Annotated in this window: 19 protein-coding genes and 1 pseudogene; 17 read left to right on the top strand and 3 right to left on the bottom strand. The window is 29.9% G+C overall.

Features of this window, described 5'->3' with window-relative positions; translation table 11 throughout:
* Positions 1 to 46 precede the first annotated feature (46 nt).
* From AWN65_RS13090 to mgtE, 3 genes are all read left to right on the top strand, one after another.
* Positions 47 to 358 carry a DUF4286 family protein gene (locus AWN65_RS13090; RefSeq protein WP_060383555.1) on the top strand — a complete coding sequence of 104 codons (312 nt, stop codon included), beginning with the start codon at positions 47 to 49 and terminating at the stop codon, positions 356 to 358.
* A gap of 700 nt (positions 359 to 1,058) precedes the next feature.
* Positions 1,059 to 1,838 (top strand): 16S rRNA (adenine(1518)-N(6)/adenine(1519)-N(6))-dimethyltransferase RsmA, encoded by a 780-nt coding sequence (gene rsmA, locus AWN65_RS13080; protein ID WP_060383553.1) that lies wholly within the window; start codon positions 1,059 to 1,061, stop codon positions 1,836 to 1,838.
* The gene (mgtE, locus tag AWN65_RS13075) at positions 1,828 to 3,180 is read left to right on the top strand and encodes a magnesium transporter (RefSeq protein ID WP_060383552.1); all 1,353 of its coding nucleotides are present in this window, start codon (positions 1,828 to 1,830) and stop codon (positions 3,178 to 3,180) included. The genes rsmA and mgtE overlap by 11 nt, the downstream gene beginning before the upstream one ends.
* On the opposite strand, the pseudogene AWN65_RS15295 reads toward mgtE, so the two are convergent.
* The 3 genes and pseudogenes from AWN65_RS15295 to AWN65_RS13060 all read right to left on the bottom strand — a co-directional run.
* A pseudogene (locus tag AWN65_RS15295) lies at positions 3,181 to 3,309 on the bottom strand (HlyD family secretion protein); the annotation flags it as partial.
* Between the two features lie 359 nt (positions 3,310 to 3,668).
* Positions 3,669 to 6,992: a PA domain-containing protein gene (locus AWN65_RS13065; RefSeq protein ID WP_060383551.1), complete on the bottom strand. Its 3,324-nt coding sequence runs from the start codon at positions 6,990 to 6,992 to the stop codon at positions 3,669 to 3,671.
* Positions 6,993 to 7,094: 102 nt separating this feature from the next.
* Complete coding sequence (locus AWN65_RS13060; protein ID WP_060383550.1) at positions 7,095 to 7,871, bottom strand: lysophospholipid acyltransferase family protein; 777 nt, start codon at positions 7,869 to 7,871, stop codon at positions 7,095 to 7,097.
* A gap of 72 nt (positions 7,872 to 7,943) precedes the next feature.
* Between AWN65_RS13060 and trpS the strand changes: the two genes are divergently transcribed.
* The 14 genes from trpS (at position 7,944) to AWN65_RS12990 (ending at position 25,239) form a co-directional block, all read left to right on the top strand.
* Entirely contained in the window at positions 7,944 to 8,915 is a 972-nt protein-coding gene (gene trpS / locus AWN65_RS13055) for a tryptophan--tRNA ligase (protein WP_060383549.1), read from the top strand.
* A 316-nt stretch (positions 8,916 to 9,231) separates the two neighbouring features.
* Positions 9,232 to 10,014, top strand: coding sequence for a DUF3108 domain-containing protein (locus AWN65_RS13050; protein WP_060383548.1), 783 nt, complete (start codon positions 9,232 to 9,234; stop codon positions 10,012 to 10,014).
* 4 nt (positions 10,015 to 10,018) lie between these two features.
* Positions 10,019 to 10,942, top strand: coding sequence for a tryptophan 2,3-dioxygenase family protein (locus AWN65_RS13045; RefSeq protein ID WP_060383547.1), 924 nt, complete (start codon positions 10,019 to 10,021; stop codon positions 10,940 to 10,942).
* Positions 10,943 to 11,013: 71 nt separating this feature from the next.
* Positions 11,014 to 12,651 carry a glucose-6-phosphate isomerase gene (gene pgi, locus AWN65_RS13040; protein WP_060383546.1) on the top strand — a complete coding sequence of 546 codons (1,638 nt, stop codon included), beginning with the start codon at positions 11,014 to 11,016 and terminating at the stop codon, positions 12,649 to 12,651.
* Between the two features lie 177 nt (positions 12,652 to 12,828).
* Positions 12,829 to 15,576 (top strand): TonB-dependent receptor, encoded by a 2,748-nt coding sequence (locus AWN65_RS13035; RefSeq protein WP_060383545.1) that lies wholly within the window; start codon positions 12,829 to 12,831, stop codon positions 15,574 to 15,576.
* A gap of 678 nt (positions 15,577 to 16,254) precedes the next feature.
* Complete coding sequence (locus AWN65_RS13030; RefSeq protein WP_145902570.1) at positions 16,255 to 17,595, top strand: hypothetical protein; 1,341 nt, start codon at positions 16,255 to 16,257, stop codon at positions 17,593 to 17,595.
* 269 nt (positions 17,596 to 17,864) lie between these two features.
* Positions 17,865 to 18,254, top strand: coding sequence for a type IV pilin protein (locus AWN65_RS13025; RefSeq protein WP_060383543.1), 390 nt, complete (start codon positions 17,865 to 17,867; stop codon positions 18,252 to 18,254).
* Position 18,255: 1 nt separating this feature from the next.
* Positions 18,256 to 18,741: a prepilin peptidase gene (locus AWN65_RS15455; RefSeq protein ID WP_060383542.1), complete on the top strand. Its 486-nt coding sequence runs from the start codon at positions 18,256 to 18,258 to the stop codon at positions 18,739 to 18,741.
* Between the two features lie 2 nt (positions 18,742 to 18,743).
* Entirely contained in the window at positions 18,744 to 20,150 is a 1,407-nt protein-coding gene (locus AWN65_RS13015) for a GspE/PulE family protein (RefSeq protein ID WP_060383541.1), read from the top strand.
* Between the two features lies 1 nt (position 20,151).
* Positions 20,152 to 22,077 (top strand): type II secretion system protein GspD, encoded by a 1,926-nt coding sequence (locus AWN65_RS13010; protein WP_060383540.1) that lies wholly within the window; start codon positions 20,152 to 20,154, stop codon positions 22,075 to 22,077.
* Entirely contained in the window at positions 22,077 to 23,252 is a 1,176-nt protein-coding gene (locus AWN65_RS13005) for a hypothetical protein (protein ID WP_060383539.1), read from the top strand. Before AWN65_RS13010 ends, AWN65_RS13005 begins: the two co-directional genes overlap by 1 nt.
* Entirely contained in the window at positions 23,245 to 23,766 is a 522-nt protein-coding gene (locus AWN65_RS13000) for a hypothetical protein (protein WP_060383538.1), read from the top strand. Before AWN65_RS13005 ends, AWN65_RS13000 begins: the two co-directional genes overlap by 8 nt.
* Positions 23,753 to 24,715: a phage tail protein gene (locus tag AWN65_RS12995; RefSeq protein ID WP_060383537.1), complete on the top strand. Its 963-nt coding sequence runs from the start codon at positions 23,753 to 23,755 to the stop codon at positions 24,713 to 24,715. Before AWN65_RS13000 ends, AWN65_RS12995 begins: the two co-directional genes overlap by 14 nt.
* The gene (locus AWN65_RS12990) at positions 24,715 to 25,239 is read left to right on the top strand and encodes a hypothetical protein (protein ID WP_060383536.1); all 525 of its coding nucleotides are present in this window, start codon (positions 24,715 to 24,717) and stop codon (positions 25,237 to 25,239) included. The genes AWN65_RS12995 and AWN65_RS12990 overlap by 1 nt, the downstream gene beginning before the upstream one ends.
* Positions 25,240 to 25,807 lie beyond the last annotated feature (568 nt).

The following is a 25,807-nucleotide window of genomic DNA, read 5'->3' as shown; positions in this document are numbered from 1 at the left end:
AATAAACTTTTAGATTTTTAAATATATAATCCTAAAAAAAATAAAAATGATCATATATAATGTTACTGTAAATATTCACGAAAGTATTCATGACCAATGGTTAGATTGGATGCAAAACAAACATATTGCAGAAGTAATCGGAACAGGTAAATTTACATCAGCTAAAATGGTAAAAGTTTTAGTAGAAGAAGAAATGGGAGGAATAACGTATGCAGTACAATATTTTACCGATAGTAAAGAAACCTTACAACGCTATTATGACGAAGACGCTCCTGCTTTACGCGAAGAAGGCTTACGCCTTTTTGGAGACAAGATGTTAGCTTTTAGAACTGAGTTAGAAATTATTTCAGAACATTAAGAATTATGCAAATTGAGTTTCGAATAAGAAAAGCAATAGACAACGACGAGAAGTATTCTTAAAATTATCAGGAACTAGATACCTATTCATACTTTATCGAATTATTGAAACAAATTAATATTTTTCCTACGAAACATAAACAAGAAAAGTAGAATAATTTTATTATTGATTTTATAAAAAATGATAGAAATTGAGATAACGAAATTCAATAATTTATTGAGCTCCGTAATGATTGTAAAGTAAAAAGTTAATGGTAAGCAATCGAGCAGTAAAATATCCATCAATACCAAAGACATTTTCCGTTAATGTTGATTTTTGGATAGAAACAAAAGGAGAAAATTTCAGAAAAAAGGTTACTGTCTTTAATGAAATTGAAAAATTTCAAAATGATGTTAAAATCAAAATATTTCAATTAAATTTTCTCAATTAGCTTGAATATAGAACTCATAACAAGAATTTCTGTTAATAGGTATTTTGAAGATGCTTACAATGAAAAGCGTTCAAGCCATAGTGGAAGAAAACACAGTCTTAAAATAGAATGTTTTTATCTTTAGAAGATTTAATCATTAGCAAGGTTAAATTAGGTAAACCTAAAGACCTCTATTAAACATTCAATAATTAAAGGAAATAAAAGGTAAGTACTAACCCAACCTGAAACTTTTCACATAACACAAATTAACGTGAAACCTGAAACAAAAAAATGGATAAAGTAAGAGCAAAAAAACACCTAGGTCAACATTTCTTAAATGATGAAAATATTGCGGGTAAAATAGCCGATGCACTAACCTTACAAGGGTATGATAAAGTATTGGAAATTGGTCCAGGAATGGGCGTTTTAACTAAGTACCTCCTTGAAAAACCAATTGATACTTATGTAATCGAAATAGATACTGAATCAGTAGAATACCTTAAAACACATTATTTAAAATTATCTAATAAGATTCTCTCTGAGGATTTTTTAAGATTTGATTTGACTAAAGTTTTTGGCAATGAGCCTTTTGCTGTTATTGGAAATTTTCCGTATAATATTTCTTCTCAAATTGTTTTTAAAGTATTAGAAATGCGTGATCAAATTCCTGAGTTTGCAGGAATGTTTCAAAAAGAAGTAGCAGAGCGTATTTGCGAAAAAAAAGGAAGTAAAACTTACGGGATTTTATCCGTACTAACACAAGCTTTTTATGAAACAGAGTACCTGTTTACAGTTTCAGAATTTGTATTTACACCTCCTCCTAAAGTAAAATCAGGTGTTATGCGTATGCGTCGTAAAGAAAATGCTCAGTTACCTTGTAATGAAAAATTATTCTTTAATGTAGTAAAAACAGCTTTTAATCAAAGAAGAAAAACACTAAGAAATAGTTTAAAAAGCTTTAATCTTTCGGATAATTTAAGAGAAGATAGTATCTTTGACCTTCGCCCAGAACAAATATCAGTAGAGCAATTCATAGAGCTCACCCAAAAAATAGCAGCAGATGGAGTTTAAAATTACCCCAGAATTCATCGCTCAGATCGAGCATTTAGTGAATGAAAACCGAGCACAAGAACTAGAAAACTTGTTGCAGGACATTCACTTTGCAGATATTGCTGAAATTTTAGATGAACTAGATGAATATCGGGCTAATTATGTTTTTAAAATATTAGATTCAGAAAAAACCGCTGATGCTCTTTTAGAGTTAGACGATGAAGTACGTATAAAAATCCTTAAAAACCTTTCTGCCAAAGAAATTGCAGAAGAGATTGACGAATTAGATACAGATGATGCAGCCGATATTATAGCGGAATTACCACAGTCTAAAAAAGAAGAAGTAATCTTAGAGCTAGAAGACGTTGAACACGCAAAAGATATCGTAGAATTACTTCGTTACGATGAAGATACAGCAGGTGGTTTGATGGGGAAGGAGTTAGTAAAAGTAAATGAAAATTGGAATGTGCTGACCTGTGTTAAAGAAATGCGTATGCAAGCAGAACACGTTACACGTGTACATTCTATCTACGTAGTAGACGATGAGGATCGCCTAAAAGGACGACTTTCCCTAAAAGATTTACTAACAACATCTACCAAAACCCCCATTAGCGATGTATATATCAAAAAAGTAGATTACGTAAAAGTAGATACAATGGATACCGAAGTGGCACGTATCATGCAAAAATATGATTTAGAAGCCATTCCTGTAGTCGATGAAATGGGGCGTTTAGTGGGGCGTATTACGATTGATGATATTGTAGATGTAATCAAGGAAGAAGCAGATAAAGATTATCAGATGGCGGCTGGTATCTCCCAAGATGTAGAGGCAGATGATAGTATTTTAGAACTTACGAGAGCTCGTTTGCCTTGGTTAGTTTTAGCCTTATTAGGGGGATTTGTCAGTGTTCGTGTTTTAGGTTTATTTGAACCGGCCATGAAAGAACATCCTCAGTTATTCTTTTTTACCCCTTTAATTGCTGCTATGGGAGGAAATGTAGGAGTACAATCATCGGCCATTATTGTACAAGGTTTGGCTAATAATTCAATTAGCGGAACTATTTTGCAACGTTTATTAAAAGAACTATCATTGAGCTTGTTAAACGGTTTGATTCTTTCTACGATCTTATTATTAGGAAGCTATTATTTACTAGGTTTTGAAATTCATATCGGCTTAACAGTTACTACCGCTTTATTATCAGTTATCGTAATTGCGTCCCTAATAGGTACTTTTATACCTATTGTTTTAAATAAGAATGGAGTAGATCCTGCATTAGCCACCGGACCTTTTATTACTACAAGTAATGATATTTTGGGAATTTTAATTTATTTTACCATTGCGAGGATTATTTTAGGTTTTTAATCACTCATTACTTTTAAAGATCTCTCTAAACTGATAGAATATTCTTTCTATGAGTCTAAGATCTTCGGTGATGATTTCGGCTGAGCCTCTCATTTCTTGTTGGAATGGAATTTGTTTTTGGTAGCTTGTTATCGGAGTAACAAACTGCATGTTGATTTAGACACTACCTACAAAAATAATAAAAATTAGTGTTGGTTCTCGATGCGCTTCGCGCTGGAACTAACGATGATTTCAATTATATACTCAACCCTCTGTTCGAGTTGTTTTTAAGATAAAAAAACGTATCGAGAACTTTATTTTTTAATCCAAGTATATTTTAAGTTTAAATGATATTAGACTCTTTTTGAGCTTTTTTTGGGTTTCTTTCTCCTAATATAATACTTGTTTTGTTGATATGTAGGTATTTATGTTATTATGAATGTGCCTAAAAAAGAGGTTGTCCTAAAATATTTTTTAGGACAACCTCATATTTTGTATTAGAAAAATCGCTATTGGATTATGATTTTTTCGGTTTCTTGAAAATGATCACCAGACATTTTTAAGAAATAATTTCCTGGGGTTAAGTTTGATAAGTCTAATTCATTTGTATTGTTATGAATTATTACGGAATTTTCTAGAACCAGTTTACCAGTAATATCAAATACTTCAACTTTTACGCTACCATAGTCGTTAGAAGAAGTTAATTTTATATTTCCTTCAGAAACTGTTGGGTAAACTCTAATTGTATTTACTTTTTCTGTAACTGATTCATCTATTTTGGCTCCTATAGCACCTGTTAGATTGCCTGAAAAAACACCACGACCATACGTAGCGGCATATACCTTATACGCGTTAGGTGCTGTTGGAGAATTTGCTTGAATATCTAAGTCTGTAACTTTTACATTTCTCATTCCATTATAAGCTTGTTTCCAGTTTAATGCTTGATCAGAAGTTGCAGCATTGTTAAAATTATTAGCATACCAAACTCCCAAATCAGTACCTATCATAATTTCTGCGGTATTTAATGGATTTTGTAAAATTGCTTTTACTGGCAAATCAGGTAAATTGCCGTCTAGTTGATACCAATTAGTTCCTCCGTTCGATGTATACCAAATATTGTTTACACCATAATTGTGCATAGTTAGGAAAATTTGGTTATCATTAGCTCCAAACTCTATGTCAGAAACACTACCAACAAAATTAGGACCACTTATGTTAGACCATACAGGAGAAGAACCGTTAGCTCCAGTAACTTTTAGTAATTTACCATTCATAGTTCCTATGTATAAAGTAGTAGGTGTTACTTTACCTGTAGCAAGAGCTGTTGCATACCCTGTTAATAAAGCATTGGCTAAATTAGTTCTAGATACCTGTGTATTACCCTTAATATTAGAATATCTTCTTACTTGATAAGTTCCATTCTGGGTAAAATCAGAATACACAATATCATTTGTAGAATCTAGAGTCATAGCAGGGTAAAATAAACCTGCTCCAGAAGTGTTGTCATTTAGAGTTTTAGTTGTAGTATTTCCTATATTTCTAAGAATCATATTGTCATTATATACATAATTTGTAATATAATATTTATCGGATCCTTGGTCAAATAAAGGTTTTCCTCCATCACCTCCTTGAACTCTAAAAGTGTTGTTAACTCCTATAGAAGCCCCTAAAGTTGAATTGGCAGCAGTAGAAGAGCCTGAATAATATTGAGTGCCATTGTCTTGAGCTCCCGCAACAAAAAAATCACCCGCAGCACCAGAAACACCATTTGGCATTACAGCTACTCCTACAAATTGAGTAACGTTAAAGCCTGTATTTCTAGCTGTAGCTGGAGTTGTAGTACTAGCTACATTACTTGTGTAATATACTCCTCCATCATTGCCAAAAAGGGCTATGTTACTATTACCTGGTTTAAAAACCATAGCATGTTGATCAGAATGTACATTGGTTGTCCAATTGGAAATAGTATTCCATGTTACAGAAGGGCCATTTGCATTAGCTGTTCTATAAAGATCAATACCTCCTAGATATAAAATTTTATCATCTATAGGGTCTGATTCAATCATCATGTCGTAAAAAGCTTGTTGACCAGTAAAACCATAAGTGGTCTCGCGTGTTTCATTTCCAGCAGGTAACGATAAAATAGTAGGAGTTGTATTAAATCCGTTAGTGGTTAAGGCTAATTGTACTTCTACTTTTGTAGAGGTATTTGGATCATCTTTTAATTGTGATAATACATAAATTTTATCAGGAGTTGTATTAGAAGCTTCAATTTCTACTCGTTTTCCTCCCCCTTCAGCAACAACCGTATGGCGTAAGTTAAAAGTACCTCCGTTATCTGTTGATTGAAATACTCTACCGCCGCCATCACCATACGTCCAACTATCGGTAGATGATACCCAAATGTCGCCGTCTGCTCCCAATTCAATGTCATTAGGACAAGTAGGGTGTCCAGCTACTGATGAAGGTAAACTTAGTTTGGTCCATGTACTTCCTCCATTAATAGATTTATACAGGCCGAAATTAGAAGCATTAAATAGGGTACCATTACGAGATTCTGAGTATTGGCCATCTCCCATAGCAGCATAAATTTCAGAAACCCCACCATTGTTTTTAACCACTAAATCATTTACAAATTGAACACCTGAAACTTCTAACCCAGAAAATTCAAGAGGACCAGAAGGTTTTATAGTTCCAGTTAAGTTTGCTAAATTAGCGATGAGTAGATCGCCATCTTCTTTAGAAATCATAATGGTAGGTATAGTTCCTGTAATAGCAGCATCTTCTGACATATTAAATACGGAACCACCTACAGCATTGTTCATTATAATTACGCCTATTGCACCCGCATTTTGAGCCACCATTGCTTTTGATTCAAAAGAACAAGTGCCTCTTCTTATTAAAACAATTTTACCGGCATAATTTTGTGAAGTTGCGCCACAAGCATCATCTGTTGGTGCTACTCCATCATTCATTAATACGATTGACGCTGTGAAGGTGTTATTAATAGCACCGCCAGGCCATGTAGCAGAACCTGTAGAATAAGCTCTTATTGTAGCAGCATTGGAAGGAGCTATTATTTCAAGGTTTTGTAAATTTTTAACAGTTGATGATACAGATCCGCCTCCATAAACTCTAGTCCATGTAGCTCCTCTATTAGTAGTTTTCCAAATGCCATTACCATTTACATCTCCAAACACGTAAGATTCACCTGTGCCTACATACCAAGTATCTCTGTTATTAGGATCTATTGCTATGTTTTGAACATTTATATGTTCAGGGAAAGTATCAATTTTTGTCCATGCAGAGGTTGTACTTGAAATATTGCTATTTCTCCATAATCCGCCACTAACTCCTCCAGCTACTACAGTATTTCCAGTTGTATCTCCTGGGTCGAAAATAATTGCTCTTGTACGTCCTCCTACATTATTAGGTCCTCGTTCTACCCAATTATTTGTAGTAGCATCACCTGGTATACGGTATGCCAAAGCTTCTTGACGTGCTTTTTCTAGATCTTTTCGAATGGTTTCAATGTTTTCGTTAGTTGGCCTACCTAAACTAGGATTCATGGTTAGTAACCATTCTTGTTCATTGTATTTATTAGGTGGAATACCTTCTTCTTTCCTTTGTTGTTTAGATAAATAAAAAGTTTTATTTATTTTATTATTAGCTAAAAAATGTTCGTGCTTTTTTCTGAGAATCTTGGCTTCTTTTTTAGAAAGCTTTTGGTTTGCTTGTGTTTCTCTTGTAATACTCACGTCTCCGAAGTGTTGTGAATAACCTACAGTTACTCCAAACAAAAGAAAGAAACTGGGTAGTATTCTTTTTTTCATATTTAGTCTATTTTTGGGTTAATATTTGCCAAATATATAGATATTTTAAATATAATGTTAAATATTTTCATAAAAAAAATGATTTTTTTATGAAAAACAAAATTATTTTTGATGGGTATTTTTGTTAGAATGTCTCATGTATGCGGGATCATTTAACAGTTTATTGAGGATTAATTTTCTAGATTTATCTTTAATAATCTTTTTGTCCTCATGAGTCATTCCTGTTGTTTTTACAAAGGATAAGAATTGAACTCTTAGGCATCCTGGTTTGCCGCTAAAAAAAGTATAGGAAAAAAGATTTTTATTATCATAAAAAACGATAGGTACAATTGTTAGTTGATGATCAATAGCAATATTAAAAGCTCCACTTTTAAACTCATCTAAAATCACACTTTCATCGTCAGGTACCTTTCCCTCAGGAAAAATACAAATACTTAAACCTTGATTAATACGCGCTTTAGCTCTTTCATAGACTTCCGATCGACTTCGCATACTATCACGATCTACCATAATGGCAGCTCTTTTATAAAAAAAGCCAAATATGGGGATTTTAACCAATTCTTTTTTTCCTACAAAAACAAAAGGATTTTTAACCACGGCTAACATCAGCATAATGTCTGTCATTGAAGTATGATTTGCAATAAACATATAACTATGGTTGGGTAAAACAGGTTGTTCGCTTTTGATTTTATAATGAAACCCCATTCCGTAAAGAACAATTTTAGCCCACAAACGAGCCATTTTAAAAAAATAAGGATACCAAGAATCTTTAGAAAGAGAGAGGGTCAAAAAAGGAGACATGATAAGGATAGGTATTAAAACTAATACATAAAACCATAAACGCCAGATACACCAAAAAAGAATTTTTAACATTCGCATAACAGTTGTTATTTACTTCAAATATGAATTAAAAAAAATTACCTTTGCGAAAATATCATTTTTAAGAATATAATGGCAAAAATATTAACGGGAGTACAAAGTACAGGAACTCCACATTTAGGAAACCTTTTAGGCGCAATTATACCTGCCATAAAAATGGCTGATCAGCCTGAAAACGAATCTTTTTTATTTATAGCAGATTTACACTCTGTAACTCAAATAAAAGAAGGTACAGTTTTGAAAAATAATACATATAGTACAGCTGCAGCTTGGTTAGCTTGCGGTTTAGATATTAATAAAGTAACTTTTTATCGTCAAAGTGACGTTCCGCAAGTTGCGGAGCTAACTTGGTATTTGAGTTGTTTTTTTCCTTTTCAAAGATTGACGTTAGCGCACTCGTTTAAAGATAAAGCAGATAGGTTAGAAGATGTAAATGCAGGATTGTTTACATATCCAATGTTAATGGCTGCTGATATCTTAGCTTATGATGCAGAAATTGTACCTGTAGGAAAAGATCAATTACAACATTTAGAAATTACACGTGATGTAGCTTCTCGTTTTAATCATCAAATGGGAGAAACATTTGTCTTGCCACAAGCTAAAACAGGGGAGGATTCTATGTTGATTCCTGGTACTGATGGTGAAAAAATGAGTAAATCAAGGAATAATACAATTAATATATTTTTAGATGACAAAGATTTGTTAAAACAAATCAAAACGATTCAAACAGATAGTACACCACTTGAAGATCCTAAAAATCCAGATACCTGTAATGTCTTTTCTCTATATAAGTTAATAGCTACAGAGGATCAGACAACTGAATTAAGGGAGAAATATTTAGCTGGTAATTTTGGATTCGGACATGCTAAACAAGCTTTATATGACTTAATTGTTGAACGTTTTGCAGTAGAAAGAGAACGTTATAGTTATTATATGAATAATTTGACAGAGTTGGATAGAATATTACAAATTGGTGCAGGAAAAGCATCTTTAGTTGCTAATGATGTTTTAAAAAGAGTTCGAGTTAAATTAGGTTTTGATTAATTAATTCAAAAAAATACTTAAAACTATATTTTGATGAATAAAGTTTAAAAACAAACCTTAAAAAACTCTTAATTTTGATAAAAATTTGTTAAAATTAATTTTTTGTTGTGTTTTTATTAAAAAAACGATTTATATTTGTCCTATGAATTTGAGGGGTGGTTCCCTCTGAACTTTATAAATTTTCATAATTTATAGTTTTTTGGTTGGTTAATAACATAAAAACTCAGTCATTTTCTGATTGGGTTTTTTTGTTTTTTATTACTTTTGGAATAAAAATTGTAGTGACTGATAACCAAACTGTCTACAAATATAAAAAATGAAAAAAAATATTCTATTATTCATAGCCGCTTTAGGTTTATCATCGTTTCAAATTACAGAACAAAAAAAAGAAGCTTTTGGTGTAGGTGAATGGTTAAAATATAGGATTCACTACGGTATAGTAAATGCTGGTTATGCAACTTTAGAATTAAAAGATGCAGTAAGAAATAATCGGAAATGTTTTTATGCAGTTGGACATGGCTACACAACAGGTATGTCTCGTTTCTTTTTTAAAGTCGAAGATCATTACCAAAGTATTTTTGATCAAGAAACCAATAAACCTTATCAATATGTAAGAAAAATAGATGAAGGTGGATATACCAAAGATCAAGAAGGTTTTTTTAATCAGACCAAAAATACAATACTAGTAAAAGATTATAAGAATAAAACAGAAAAGAACCTCTCTGTTACAGAAGATGTACAAGATATTGTTTCTTCGTTTTATTATTTACGAAATCATCCCAAAGCAAGTGAATTGGCTGTAGGAGAATCAATAATTATTGATATGTTTTTTGATGATGAAATTTATAAATTTAAAATGCGTTTCTTAGGTAGAGAAACAATTAATACTAAATTTGGAAACGTCAAAACATTAATTTTTAGGCCATTGGTTCAGCATGGTAGAGTTTTTAAAGAAGAAGAAAGTCTAACCGTATGGGTAAGTGATGATGAAAATAAAATACCATTACGAATTAAAGCAAGTCTAGCTGTGGGTTCCTTAAAAGCGGATTTAGAAAGTTTTAAAGGACTTAAAAACCCTTTTTTAGTTTTAAAAAGTTAATAGAATGAATGATTACTCTAATTTAGTAGATAAAATAGACCAAAAATACCAATCTTTAGATCAAAAAACAGAAGCCTACCTAGAAGGGCTTCTTTGGTCTAAACCCATTACTTATTGGGATTATATTCAAACAGATGCTTTGTTAAGTCTTCAAAACCAGCGTACTATATTTCCAGATGAAAATGTGTTTATCATGTATCATCAAATAAATGAACTTTTATTCAAAATGATTTTATGGGAAATAAAACAAGTTTCTTACGCTCAAAAACTAACAACACAATTCTTTACGGATAGACTTATGCGTATTAGTCGATATTTTGATATGTTAACCACATCATTTACGATAATGGGAGAAGGAATGGACGTAGAACAATACATGAAATTCCGTCATACACTAACTCCTGCCAGTGGTTTTCAGAGTGCACAGTATCGTATGATAGAATTTTGTTCTACTGATTTAATCAACTTAATTGACTATCGTTATAGAACAACTATTGATAGAAATACTTCTTATAATCACGCTTTTGAACATTTGTATTGGCAAGCTGCTGGTAAAAATTATAAAACAGGAGAAAAATCGTATTTTCTAAAACAATTTGAAGAAAAATATAAAAAAGAATTTCTTCAAGTTATGGAAGAATACAATACAATTAATTTATGGTGTAAGTTTAAACAACTCCCTATTGAAGATCAAACTAATCCTGAATTAATTAAAGCCATGCGTCATTATGATTATACTGTAAATATTACGTGGGTGATGGGACACTACCGTGCTGCTCAAAAATACATAGATAATGGTAAAGGAAATGGTGAAGCAACAGGAGGAAGCGATTGGAAAAAATATATGCACCCACGTTATCAGCGCCGTATATTCTTCCCTGAATTATGGTCTGAAGAAGAATTAAAAAACTGGGGAGAAGAACTTTGAAAAACTAGTCGATTTCTTCTTTTAAACATTAAAAAAAATAAACCGATAAAAAAATAGAACCTTATATAAATATGATTTTGCCCTCTATAAATCCTACTGAAACAAATACTTGGAATAAATTAAAAGAACATTTCGTTGAAATACAAAATGTATCAATGCAGCAAATGTTTGAAAATGATAGTCAAAGAACAAAAAAATTTCACGTTGAATGGGATCATTTTCTTTTAGATTATTCTAAAAATAGAATTAATGATACTACATTATCATTGCTATTAGATTTAGCAGAAGAATGTTCCTTAAAAGATGCAATTAACTCACAATTTTTAGGAAAAAAAATAAATAAAACTGAAAATAGAGCCGTATTACATACAGCCCTTAGATTGCCTAAAACAGTTAAATTGCAACTAGATGATCAAGAAATTGTTCAAGATATATGGGCGGTAAAAGATAAAATAAAACAATTTTCAGAAGAAGTAATTGTTGGAAAAAGAAAAGGATATACTGATAAACCATTTACAGATATTGTAAACATAGGTATTGGAGGTTCTGATTTAGGACCTGCTATGGTAACAGATGCTTTGTCATATTATAAAAATCATCTTAACGTTCATTTTATTTCTAACATAGATGGAGACCATTCAACTGAAATTTTAAATAAATTAAATCCTGAAACAACCTTATTTGTTGTTGTTTCTAAAACATTTACAACGCAAGAAACACTTGGTAATGCCCTTGTTGCCAAAAAGTGGTTTTTAAAAAATGCAGAAGAAAAATTTATAAAGAATCACTTTGTAGCAGTCTCAAGCGAAATAAAAAAAACAGTAGAGTTTGGAATAGATTCTGATAATATTTTTCCAATTTGGGATTGGGTAGGCGGTAGATTTTCGTTATGGGGAGCCGTAGGACTTTCTGTTGTTTTGTCTATAGGTTATGAGCAATATGAACAATTGTTGTTAGGTGCTTATAAAATGGATCAGCATTTTATAAATACTCCATTTGATAAAAATATCCCAGTCATTATGGGGCTTTTAAGTATTTGGTATAATAATTTTTTTAATTCAGAAACAGAAGCTGTAATTCCTTATACTCAATATTTACAAAAATTACCTCCTTATCTTCAACAAGGAATTATGGAAAGTAATGGAAAAAGAATAAGTCGATCAGGATTTCCTGTGAATTATCAAACAGGAACAATAGTTTGGGGAGAACCTGGAACAAATTCTCAACATGCTTTTTTTCAACTAATACATCAAGGAACTAAATTAATTCCTGCTGATTTCATCGGTTTTAAAAAATCATTACATGGTAACATAACACATCATCAAAAATTGATGGCCAATTTTTTTGCTCAAACAGAAGCATTATTAAATGGTAAAAATAAAGAACAAGTACTAGATGAGTTTGAAAAGAAAAATGTAGATAAATGTAAACAAGAAGAATTGTTACCTCATAAAATATTTGAAGGAAACAAACCAACCAATACACTTTTAATAAACCAACTTACGCCAGAAACATTAGGAAGTTTGATTGCTTTATATGAACACAAAATATTTGTACAAGGAATTATTTGGAATATTTTTAGTTATGATCAATGGGGAGTAGAGTTAGGTAAGGAATTAGCTAATAAAATTTTAGATGAATTTCAAGAAAATGATTTTCGAGAACATGATTCCTCTACTTTGTTTTTGTTAAGTAAATTTACAGAGTAATAAAATTCTTAATAAATTAAATAGAAATAGTATAAAATGTGATTTTATGGTTTAAAAAAAATAATTTTTCTTTATATGTGTGTTAAAGTTTTTTTAAAAATTAACATTGCCTTAACATTGCCTACTTAAATATGTTTGAATTTTGTAGCATCACTTTTAAATCTAAAAACACAACAAATGAAGAACATGAAAAATTGGGTTTTAGTGACCATGATGTTTGTTTGTGCTCCCTTTTTCGCACAAAATCAGATCATGGGAACTATTCAAGATGAGACGGGTGCACTACCTGGTGCAAATGTAGTCATTGAAGGCACAAGACAAAACGTATCATCAGCTTTTGATGGTGGGTTTTTAATAGAAACTAAAAACACAAAGGGAAATCTATTAATTACTTATTTAGGTTTCGAAACTAAAAAAGTAGCTTTTACAGTTTCCAATGGAAAAGCTGATTTAGGTATTATAGTATTAAAAGATAAAGGAAATGTATTAGGAGAGGTTGTAATTAAGTCTACAGTAGTAGATGTTGCAAAAGATCGTAAGACTCCTGTAGCCGTTTCTACAATAAAAGCGGCTGAAATTAGAGAAAAATTAGGAACAAAGGAATTTCCAGAAATATTAGCGACTACGCCATCTGTGTATGCAACAAAATCAGGTGGTGGTTATGGGGATTCTCGCGTGAATATTCGTGGGTTTGATCAGAAAAATATTGCTGTTATGATAAACGGTGTGCCTGTAAACGATATGGAAAACGGTTCTGTTTTCTGGAGTAATTGGGCCGGTTTATCAGATGTGACTACTGCCATGCAAGTACAAAGAGGTTTGGGATCTTCAAAATTAGCAATCTCTTCTGTAGGAGGTACTATTAATGTTGTTACCCGAACATCAGATGCTAAAAGAGGAGGTATTTTATCTGCTACTATTGCTAACAATGATCATATAAAAACATTGGCATCTTATTCTACAGGTAAATTAGAAAATGGATTGTCAGCTTCTGTTTTATTAAGTAGCACACAAGGAAATGGGTATGTTAATGGAACTAAATATTTTGGACAAAACTATTTTATAGGTTTAGGATATGATATTAATGAAAAAAATAGTTTGCAATTTACATTTACGGGAGCTCCACAATGGCATAACCAAAGAAGTTTTGCAAATACTATTGCTGATTATATCAAATATGGTTCAAATGGAGAACCTAATATAAAATACAATTCAGATTGGGGATATTTAAATGGTCAAGAGTATTCTTGGGCTACGAATTATTATCATAAACCAGTAGCTTCATTAAACTATGATTTTAAATTTAATGACAAGGTAAAATTATCTTCTGTTTTTTATGGCTCATGGGGACGTGGAGGACTTACAGGATTTACAGGAAAAACACCCGTAACATTTAAAACAGCAAGCGGATTGGTGCCGTTTAATGATTTTGTAGCATTTAACAGAGGGGAATATGTTGCCTCTAGGGGGGAGTCCGTAACGCCAATAACAGGAGCACAAATTGCACCTACTTCAAATGGTTTGTATCTAACGGATAGAACTACAGGGTTTACAAGAAGAGCTAACATAAATTCACATGATTGGTACGGTGCAATTATAAACTTAAATACTAAATTAAGTAAGACTTTAACCTTAGATTTTGGTGTAGATGCGAGAACCTATATTGGTTATCATTTTAGAAATGTTGTTGATTTATTAGGCGCAGACGGTTTTAAAGATAATAGAGATATAAATAATCCTAATAGAATTTTATTTCAAACATATTCAGCAAAACCTTCTTTTAATCCGTGGAGTAATGTAAAAAATCAAGAAAGAATTGAATATAATAATGATGGTCATGTTAGATGGTATGGCGCATTCACACAGTTAGAGTATTCAAATGATAGATTTACAGCATTTTTTCAAGGAGCAGTATCACAGCAAGGTTTTAAACGTGTAGATACATTTACATATAAAGAATCAGATCCTTTGTATTCAACAAATTATAAAAATTTAATAGGAGGCAATGTTAAAGGAGGAGTGAATTTTAATATTAATGAAAAAATGAATGTTTTTGTTAATAGCGGATATTATTCAAAACAGCCTTTCTTTAATGCAGTTTACCCAAACAATCTTTCAGTACTTGCTGGAAATCTTATAAATGAGAAAATACTAGGATTAGAAGGAGGGTATGGTTTTAAATCTTCTGTTTTCAATGCTAATTTAAATGTTTATTATACAAGTTGGAAAGATCGTTTTCAAAGACAATCTGATTCAGACGTTACAAACGTAGGAGGTTATTATAACTTTAGTGGTATTCAACAAGTACATAAAGGTATTGAGCTAGAAGCAAATATAAAGCCAACTGATAATTTCACGATTAATTTAATGGGGTCTATCGGTGATTGGAGATATAAAAATAATGTTACAAGCGATCGTTTTGATGCTAATAATAACCAAATTTCTGGAGGAAAACCTGAAACATTATATTTAGATAATTTAAAAGTAGGAGATGTAGCTCAAACTACAGCTAGTGCAGGTGTAACTTATGAAATTTTTAAAGGATTAAAAGTAGATGCTACTTATTTATATGTAGACAAGCTATATGCTAGTATAGATCCAACTAAATTTAAAGAAGCCGTTAACAAAGGAACATTACAATTGCCTAGTTATGGATTGTTAGATGCAGGTTTTTCATTCAAAACCTATAGAGTAAAAGAATCTAATGATTATTTTAATTTTAGAGTTAATCTAAACAATGTTTTAAATACAGTTTATATTTCTGAATCCAGAAGTAATATCTTTGCTGATGATCAAATAGCAAATGCTCCAATAGGTACCACTTATGCTAGTGCAAATCGCTTATATAAAGGATTGGCCGATGCAAATCAAGTTTTCTTTGGATTTGGTAGAACATGGAATTTTACTTTTTCTTATAACTTTTAATAGTTATTATTTTTTATAAAAATATAAAAGCTATCCTTGAAGTACATTGCCCTCAATGCTTATAAACATTTGAGAGCAATGTATGAAAAGGGAGCTTTTTTGTTTGTATTAATTTGAAAAACAACTTATTTATACAACAAAAAAGGAAATTGAAAGAATATTTTATAGGGACTACTTATAATTATACCTTTTAAACTTGAAATTTCCTCATAATAATACTTTTTTAACCTCGAGACTGTCCAAAAAGTTTACAATCTTTCATTTCGACCAAAGGAATAAATTACATAATATTGATTATGAGACTCCTCCTTCGTAGTGACAAACTGTATGTTGATTTAGGCACTATCCTACAAAAACAATAAAAATTAGTGTTGGTTCTCGATGCGTTTCGCGCTCGAACTAACGATGATTTCAATTATATACTCAACCATTTGTTCGAGTTGTTTTAAAATAAAAAAACATATCGAGAATTTTACTTTTTAATTCAGTATATTTTAAGTTTAAATGGTATTAAATAGAATTGGTAGAAAAATTTACTTTTTGATAATTTTTAAAGAAATGAAATAGTGTTAAAACAACATTTTATAATCTATAGAGTGTATTTATTGCTGTAATTCATTCCTTAATAAATTGTTCTTTTTTATAATTGTAATACTTTTGTGGAAAAATAAATAAATAATGAAAAACAACAGATATGTTTGTACGTTTGTAACCATGATGTGTTTTAGCTATGTACAAGGACAAACTTATAATGGAGCTAGTAAAACTTTACAACAAAAACCAAAGAATGTAGAAGTATCTTCTAAAAAAGAAGAAATTAAGACTGAAGCCTTAATTGGAAAATCAACCCCTGATATTAAAAATAACGTAACTTTAGGAATAACAAATTCAACAGTAAAACTAGAAGTAGATAGTGAAACAGAAGGAATTTCAGGACTTAAATTGACACAATTAAAAAGTACAAGTTCAACATCACAGCCTAATGGGAAAGCTTTAACAGTAGATAGTCAAGGAAATGTAATATTAACTCCAATGTCTGGTTCAGCAGGTACATCTTCGGATATTTATGGTAATGATGGTACTCTTCAAGGAGATAGAACCGTAAATATGGATAGTAAAAAAATAAATTTTATAAGTACTTCAAATGGTAATTCTGTTCTAAATATTGATTCTAAGTCAGGAAATATAGGAATAGGAACAAATGCTTTATATTCAAAATTAGATGTTGCAGGTGGTTTGCCAGATGGGCAAACTTTTGTTGATGTAAATGACAGAAATAATAGGAGTAGAATCATAAATGCTGGTTACTCAGTAAGTACTTCTGGAGTAGATAGAACTCTTCAATTGTTTGATTTCCCAAAATCAAATATAAATCCAAACGAATCATCTTTTTGGTTTAGTTTAACTGATAGGTCTGATGCTAGTCGTTTTATAGTGGAAGCAAGACAAGGAGGGTATGGATATTTTAAATTTACTGATGCAACACAAAAAGATTGTTTTACTGTTTCTAATAATGGTGCTGATTTTGTGTTTTTAGAAATGCCTAAAAAAGATACTCACGTAGTACTAGGAGGTGCGCAAGCTTGGCCAATTGCGCATACTTTTTGGGTTAAAACAGGTTCCTCTAAATTTGATAGTGATGTCTTTGTAGATACACATATTGGTATCGGAACTGATAAATTTGTAGATCCAGTTGATAGTAATAAAGATTATAAACTTTCTGTAAAGGGACGTATAAGAGCAGAAGAAGTAAAAGTATACAATACTTGGGCTGATTATGTTTTTGCCAAAGATTATAAATTACGTAGTTTAGATGAAGTAGATACTTTTATAAAACAAAATAATCATTTACCTAATGTGCCATCTGCTAAAGATATTACAGAGAAAGGATTAGAATTGGGTGAAATAGCTAAAGTACAACAAGAAAAAATAGAAGAACTTACTTTGTATTTAATCCAACAAAATAAAGAAATTCAAGAACTTAAAAAACAACTAAAAGAAGTATTAAATAAAAAATAATTTTTATTTCAATAAAAAGAGTGGTTTAAAAAGAGGTAATCTTCTCATTTCGATTAAAGCATAAAATTACATAGTATTGATAATGTAACTTTGCCTTTCTTCGAGGTGATAAAATAGATCCCAAGTTGTTTCTTTTTAGATGCTTACTTTAGAGTTTGTTTCTGATAAAAAGATTTTGATCACATTTTTTCAAATACAATTCCTGTTTTTGCCCCGAAAATTCACTTAAATTTATGAAAAATAAGTTTTTATCCTTCAATAAGCACTTGATGGTCAAAGCATACTCTTTGACGGAAATACTCATTGTGCTTTGTATTATTGGTATATTATTATTAATGGTGTTACCTAATCAAACCTCGGTAATAAGTCAAGCAAAATCCATTGAAGCTCAAGCCATGTTAAATCAAGTATATGGTTTAGAAAAAAGTTATTTTTATAGATATTCTAAGTTTTCAGGAAATTTAGATGAACTAGGATTTGAACAAGAAAAAACGGTAGATGAAGGAGGACAAGCCATGTATAGAGTTGAAATAATAGAATCATCCAACGAAAGTTTTTTAGCAAGAGCTACTGCAGTATCAGATATGGATGGTGATGGAAGTTTTAATACGTGGGAAATTAATAATACTAAGTTATTAACCGAAGTTACTAAAGAATAAAGTGAATTTACTTTTATATTGGGGACTTATTTTAGCTTTGTTATTTCTTTTTTTTCAAGATTTAAAACATAGAGCAATACATATTACCTTGCCTTTGTTAATTATAATTATAGGATTCTCTATACCTCCATTTCCTTTTTACTTACGAATGAAAAGTACTCTCATTAATTGCGTGTTCTTTCTTCTTATTTTTGGAATGATGGTTTTTTATATGAGAATTAAAAATAAAAATTACTCAAATCCTTTAAATACTTATTTTGGTTTAGGAGATGTCTTATTTTTTATATCTATAGCACCTCTTTTTGAATTACAAAAATTTTTAGTATTTATTGTAAGTACGATGTTATTTTCAATTACTCTTTATTTTATATTTTTAAAAAAAAGACAAACAGAATCTATTCCCTTGGCGGGTTTTTCCGCTTTGCTACTAGTATTCGTATTATGTCTTAAATTATTTTTTAAGCCTTATTCACTATTGCTTTTCTAATTATGGAGGATACATTCGTTATTGATTCAGAAAACCTTTTGGCTATTTCAAGTGAATTAGCTAATCATTATCGTGTAATCCCGAAGCAAGTAAAAACTGATTGTATTGAATTATATGTTGACAATATAAATCATAATTCAAGTATTGAAGAGGAATTAGAACTTTTAACAGGTAAAAAAATTCTTCTTTTTAAGGTAGATACAGATGTAATAAATAAAGGCTTATCTATCTATTATCGGAAGGAACGTATTGATATCCAAAAAAAGAATTTTAATGTTGAAAAAAATGATTTTTTAGAATCTCTACTAGAAGAAGCAAAGGTATTAAAGAGTAGTGATATTCATTTTGAAGTGTATGAAGATAATGCCCGAATTCGGTTAAGAATTGATGGTCAACTTATAGAAAGATATAAGATAGAAAAAGAAAATTATCTAGAATTGGTCAATAAAATAAAAATCAAAGCTAAACTTAATATTACTGAAAAGAGGTTACCACAAGACGGACGTATTACAAATGAATCTTTTGATATTAGAGTATCAATTTTACCAACGCTTTTTGGTGAAAAAATAGTAATGCGTTTGCTAGGGCAAGATGCTTCAAATATTGACTTGAATGCTTTAGGTTTTAAAGAAGATGAATTACAAAAATACCTTCAAGCTGTAAAGAAACCTAATGGTATAATTTTGATAAGTGGTCCAACTGGGTCAGGAAAAACCACAACGTTGTACGCTACTTTAAAATTATTAAATGATTCAAAAAGAAACATTGTTACGGTTGAAGATCCGATAGAATATACCCTTAAAGGAATTAATCAAGTTCAACTGAAAGAAGATATTGGACTTACGTTTGCTTCGGCTCTCAAATCGTTTTTACGTCAAGATCCAGATGTGATTATGTTGGGAGAAATTCGAGATTCAGAAACAGCACTTATGGCCATTAGAGCTTCGCTTACAGGACACCTTGTTTTGTCAACTATTCATACAAACTCCGCAATCGGAACCATTTCGCGTTTAGTTGATATGGGAGTTCCAGCCTATTTAATTTCTGAAACCTTAAATCTATCGGTAGCACAACGATTGGTTAGAAAACTTTGTGAAAATTGCAAACAAGAAACAAAAGTAGACAAAGACGATTTTCCAGTAAGTTTTCATTTCCCATATCCATTGGAAAAACATTATAAAACACAAGGCTGCAATCAATGTTTTCATACAGGATATAAAGGTAGAACAGCTATTTATGAAGTAATTAATATAGATAATAAATTAGCTACAGCAATAAAACATAATCATATAACGGAGGTGTTTGAAAATAATAATAACCATCAAACATTGGCTTATAAAGCCTTTGCCCTTTTGGCAAAAGGAAAAACTTCGTTAGATGAAATTTACCCAATTTTAATTACCCAATAAAATGTTTAAAAAAATTATTTATTTCCTTTTAGGTATTGTTTTATCCCATTCAGTTTTCGCTCAACAAGACTTAAATCAATTAAGTTATAAATTGGATGAACTATCAAAACAAAAAAAAGGAATAAATGAAGTTTTGAAAATTAATGTTTCAGGACTTTCTTTACATGATTTCATAGCTTCCATTGCAGAAGAACATCAACTTAATATTGATGTAGATACTGATCTAAATCAAACGGTAGTTAATAATTTCTATGATGTAACAGTTAAAGATGTTTTTCTACATTTAATACAAAAATATGATTTAGAAGTAAGTTTTTTGAATAATATAATCGTTTTCAAAAAGAGAAAAGAAATTAAAATTATCGAGAAAAAACAACCTAAAAACATTGATGTTACTTATAATAAAGAAAATGATTTTCTTTCTTTGAAATTAGAAAACGATTCTCTTCCTGCTGTAGCAAAAGCAATCATAGATAAATCTGGAAAGAATGTGGTTTTAGCTCCAGATATAAAAGGACTAAGAGTATCTTCTTACATTCTAAACAGACCTTTTGAACAGGTTATGCAAATGATGTCTAAATCGAACGATCTAGTTGTTTCAAAAGATGAAAATGGCTTTTTCTTTCTAGAAAAAAATAAAGAGCCTAATAATAACGGAAATGCTTATGGAATAAATAATAATGTCAGAAATAAACAGGCAAAAGCCAGCCGAGGAATACCAGGATACTATGATGTTTTATTAGATAAAACAGGTTTTTTAAATATAAATGCAGATCTTGCAGATGTAAATGATCTTCTGACAGAAGCAGCTGAAAAATTACATATTAATTATTTTTTGTATAATAAACCTGAAAACGAAAAGACTAGTCTTTCTGTGGAGCATATAACATTTGATGATTTATTAGAACATGTATTTAAAGGCAGAAAATACACCTTTAAAAAACAAGATAATTTATATCTGATAGGAGAATATGCTACTGAAGGACTTAGAGCTACTGAAATTATTCAATTAGAAAATCGTTCGATCGAAAGTGTACAACAATCTTTACCAAGAGTTTTTGCTGAAAAACTTGAAATTAAAGAATTTGTAGAATTAAATAGTTTGATTGTTTCAGGATCCAAAAAAGCAATTGACGAACTTCGTCTTTATTTAAAACAAATTGATAAAGTTGTACCTATGGTACAAATAGAGGTAATTATTGCTCAGTATAACAAAGGATATGATATTCAAAGCGGTTTTAAAGCAGGACTTTTAGCAAAAGGACAAGCTCCTATAGGAACTTCAGGAACTTTATATCCTACAGCCGATATGTCATTAAATAGTACTTCAATAAATAGTTTAATAAATGCTTTTAATGGTTTTGGCTTATTTAAAATAGGAAAAGTAACGGAAAGTTTTTACGCTAATTTAAAATTACTAGAAAATAATTTAATACTAAAAGTAGAATCAACACCTAAAATAGCAACAATCAGCGGTCATGAAGCCAAACTTGCAATTGGAGAAACTAGTTATTATTTTGAACAAAATAATCAGATTTTAAGTAATAATAATATAGGGAATAATATATTACAATCAGGAACTTGGAAACCAACAGATGCTAACTTAAGTGTATCAATAAAACCTTTTGTTTCTACAGATGAAAATGTAACTCTAAATATTGCAGTTGAAAAAAGTTCATTCTTAGGTAGAGCAGGAGAAAATGCCCCTCCTGGGAAAGCTACACAAAAATTTGAATCATTAGTAAGGGTTAAAAATGGAGAAATGATACTACTTGGAGGACTAGATGAATTAAAAAAAGAAAATTCAGGAACAGGTGTCCCTTTGATTTCAAGAATCCCTGTTTTGAAATGGTTTACAAGTAGCCGAAAAAAATCAAAAAATGATTCAAAACTTCATATATTCATTAAACCAACCGTTGTATATTAATGCTACAATACCTTACCCAAATAATAAAAATTAATAAAATAAATATCATTGGCATTGTTAAAAAAGAACATGCTGACGTATTTCATGTATTGACGGTCTTCAAAAAAAGAAATAAGCTTAATATATTAAATTCTAGAACTTTTGATAGTTTTGAAAAACTTTGTAAAGCAACTGATGTGAAAATTCCTGTTGTTCTATCAATTGATGGTAAAGGGATATTAAACAAAAAAGTAGATAACAATAATGAAATAGATATAAATTGGCTAAAAACAATTAATTTTGATAGTATCTACCACACTACTTTTCAAAATGAAGAAATCCGTTTTATGAGTTTTTCTAGAAGTATTTTGGTAGAAGAAAACATACAATTTTTTCAAGCAAATCATTTTCAGGTACTAGATGTATATATAGGAGCTTTTCCTGTAGCCTTTCTAAAAGATTATATACACATAAACACCATAAAAGCTGGTGAACTAGAATTGATTTTTGAAGAAAATAAACTTGAAAGTTTTCTTAAAAACAATAAAACTACTTCCATTCAAGTCGGAGAAGATACTCTTTTAAGCAGTCATTTACCTCTATACGCAAGCGCTATACATTTTTTCTTACAACCTGAAGAAATTACTAAAACCGAAAATAAAATTAATTTAGAAGAAGTAATTTATCAAAAAGCTTTTAATAAACTAGCTGTTATTATGCTAGTCTCTTTTTTTACCTTACTCCTCTTAAGTTATACCTCTATACAATATTTTAATAAAAAGATAAGCGAACTTAATTTAGAAGTCATCTATTCAAATCAATCCTATAAACAAATTAAAAAATTAGAAAAAAGGAGAGAACAACAAATGATGATTGTAAATGAATCAGGAATAACTTCAAATATTTTTATATCACATTACGTGTTTGACTTATTGAAAATAGTGCCAAATGATATGAAATTAAATGAGCTAAATTATGCTCCTGTAGATAAAGAAATTAAAATAAATAAAAAAATCTTAATGACTCCTAATACTTTTTTTATTAAAGGGCATACACAAGAAGAAAAGGTTTTTAATAATTGGCTAACTGATATAAAAAAACTTAGTTGGGTAAGAAAATTTGAGATTGTCAATTTTAAAAAAGATAAAAAAAATAGGTTACAGTTTGAAATAAAAATCATAACACATCATGTTTAATCAGTATTCTTTCAAACAAAAATTTAAAGCATTATTAGTAATACTTTGTTTGTTATCTATTACTGCTTATAAACGTTCTTTTAGCCAGTTAATAGGCTCATATAAAGAATATAAAGCACTTATAGAAAAGACGCAAGAAATAAATGCCAAAACATCAGGTTTAAATAAATTATATAATGACGTTGCCAAATTAGATCTATTAATTGGTAAAAGCGGAAAAGAAAAAGAAATTATACAACAAGAAATTATTGATTTTTTAGCAAAAAACCATTCAGAAATTGCGATACACTCGATTCAACCTATCCATTTTTTTAAAGATGAACACCTTTCAATCATAACAAATAGTATAGTTCTGTCAGGAAATACTAATCAATTACTAAACACAATTTATAACTTTGAAAATAATTTTCAAAGCTCAAAACTTGTAAGTTTACAGTTTTTTACAGAACAAAAAAATGATAAAGAAGAAAAATTATATTTAAAACTTATATTTCAAAATTATGAAGGTATTTAATAACGTATTATTTTTGTTTTTTGCTATAAGTATTACAGCGTGTGATGATATTTTAGAAAAAGACATTACAACCGATGTCGTAAATGTTTTAACACCAAAAGAGGGGAGTGTTATAGAAAGTAATATAATCAGTTTTCAATGGGAACCACTTAAAGGAGCCAATAAATATCGGTTACAAATAGAAGATAAAAATGCACTTGTAATAAAAGATACAATAACCACTAAAAACTCTTTAAAACTCCCATTACTACCTGGTAAATACAAGTTTAAAATTAGAGGAGAAAATCAAGGATATGAATCGAAATATACAATCTCAAGTTCCTTCGATATAAAATTACCAACCAGTTTAGAAAACCAACTCGTAATTCTAAAAAGTCCGTCCAATGGTTTTTTTACTAATAGGAATAATTTAATATTAATCTGGGATCCTATAAAAATAGCAACTACTTATACTCTAGAATTATATGACGTGACCAATAGTAATTTATTATTGCTTTCTAAAGAAGGTCTAACAACACCAACTTATGTTTTAGATGCAACTGTTTTGAAATCAGATGCCCTTTATGAATGGAGAGTAAAAGCTATAAATACAACGTCATCTACTGATTTTAATAAATCTACGTTTTCATTAGATACAACTCCGCCAAACGCGCCACAAAATCTATTACCTAATAATGCTGAAACACGTAAAGTGAATTCTACCGTAGAACTTAGTTGGAAATTAGATACTGATTCTGGGACCATTAAATCACCTATTGATTATTATATAATTGAGTTTGCAACGGATGTTGATTTTACTAAAAATTTTGAAAGCCAAATTACAACTACGACAAATTACCAAAAAATATTTACTGCTACAGCTACTTATTTCTGGAGAGTAAAAGCCAAAGATAAAGCAGGAAATATAGGATCTTTATACAGTAAACCAAATAGTTTATTAATAAATTAATGATGAAAAAAAAAATAAACGTGATCCTTTTAATAGGTGTTTTAGCGTTATGGGGAACTGTAATTTATAAATATATAAGCCATTTCTTTCAAGACAAACAAATAGAAAACAATTTTGAAAATAATATTACTATAAAATTACCAGATAAAATTGAAAAGGATACTTTTCTTCTAGGTTCTCTTTCAATAGACCCTTTTTTAAAGACGGTTAAGGTTATTAAAATTGAAAATAATAAACCACAACAAACAAATATAACGACAAACCTATTAAAACTTAAGAAAAATGAGATAAAACCTATAAAACCAGTCAAAGTAATTGAAGAAAACCCTTTTCCAGATATAAAATTTTATGGTTACATAAAAACCCAAGGAAAAGCAGAGGAACTAATTTTAATAAAAGTTAATGATAACCTATTTAAAACTCGATTAAATACAGAGTGTAATGGTGTAGTAATAAGAAAAATATACCGAGATTCTTTAGAAGTAAAATTCGAAAAAAGAAAACGGATAGTAGTTAGACAATAATTTTTTTATTTATAAAAATGATATTTTAAACATTTTATTTTTTTGTATGATTAAATAGATTTAGAATAAGAAAGTATATTTAGTTAATTATTTGTATAGCGTCTCTTTTGAATTTAATTTCTTTTTAAAGCAAAATGTTCGAAAAAAACAATGTTGTTTAGGTATATTTTAAATTTAAAATTAATCTTATGAGGCTATAATACCATTTAAACTTTGAAATTTTCTCATAATACTATTTTTTTAACCTTGAGACTGTTCAAAAAGTTTGTAATTTTTCATTTCGACACTATCCTACAAAAGCAATAAAGAATAGTGTTGGTTCTCGATGCGCTTCACGCTCGAACTAACGATGATTTCAGTTATATGCTCAACCATTTGTTAGAGTTGTTTTAAAATAAAAAAAACAGATCGAGAATTTTACTTTTTAGTCCAGTATATTTTAATTTTAAACGCTATAAATTTAATACTTAAATAAGATGTGTTTTAATTTGAGATAAATGATTTTCTTGAAACAAATATTTTACTACCTAAATAATAAAAATAGGAATAATATATAGACGTTATTTCT

This window comes from Flavobacterium covae, assembly GCF_001534645.1.
GTDB classification, from domain to species: domain Bacteria; phylum Bacteroidota; class Bacteroidia; order Flavobacteriales; family Flavobacteriaceae; genus Flavobacterium; species Flavobacterium covae.
This window is presented reverse-complemented; position numbering and strand designations above follow the sequence as displayed.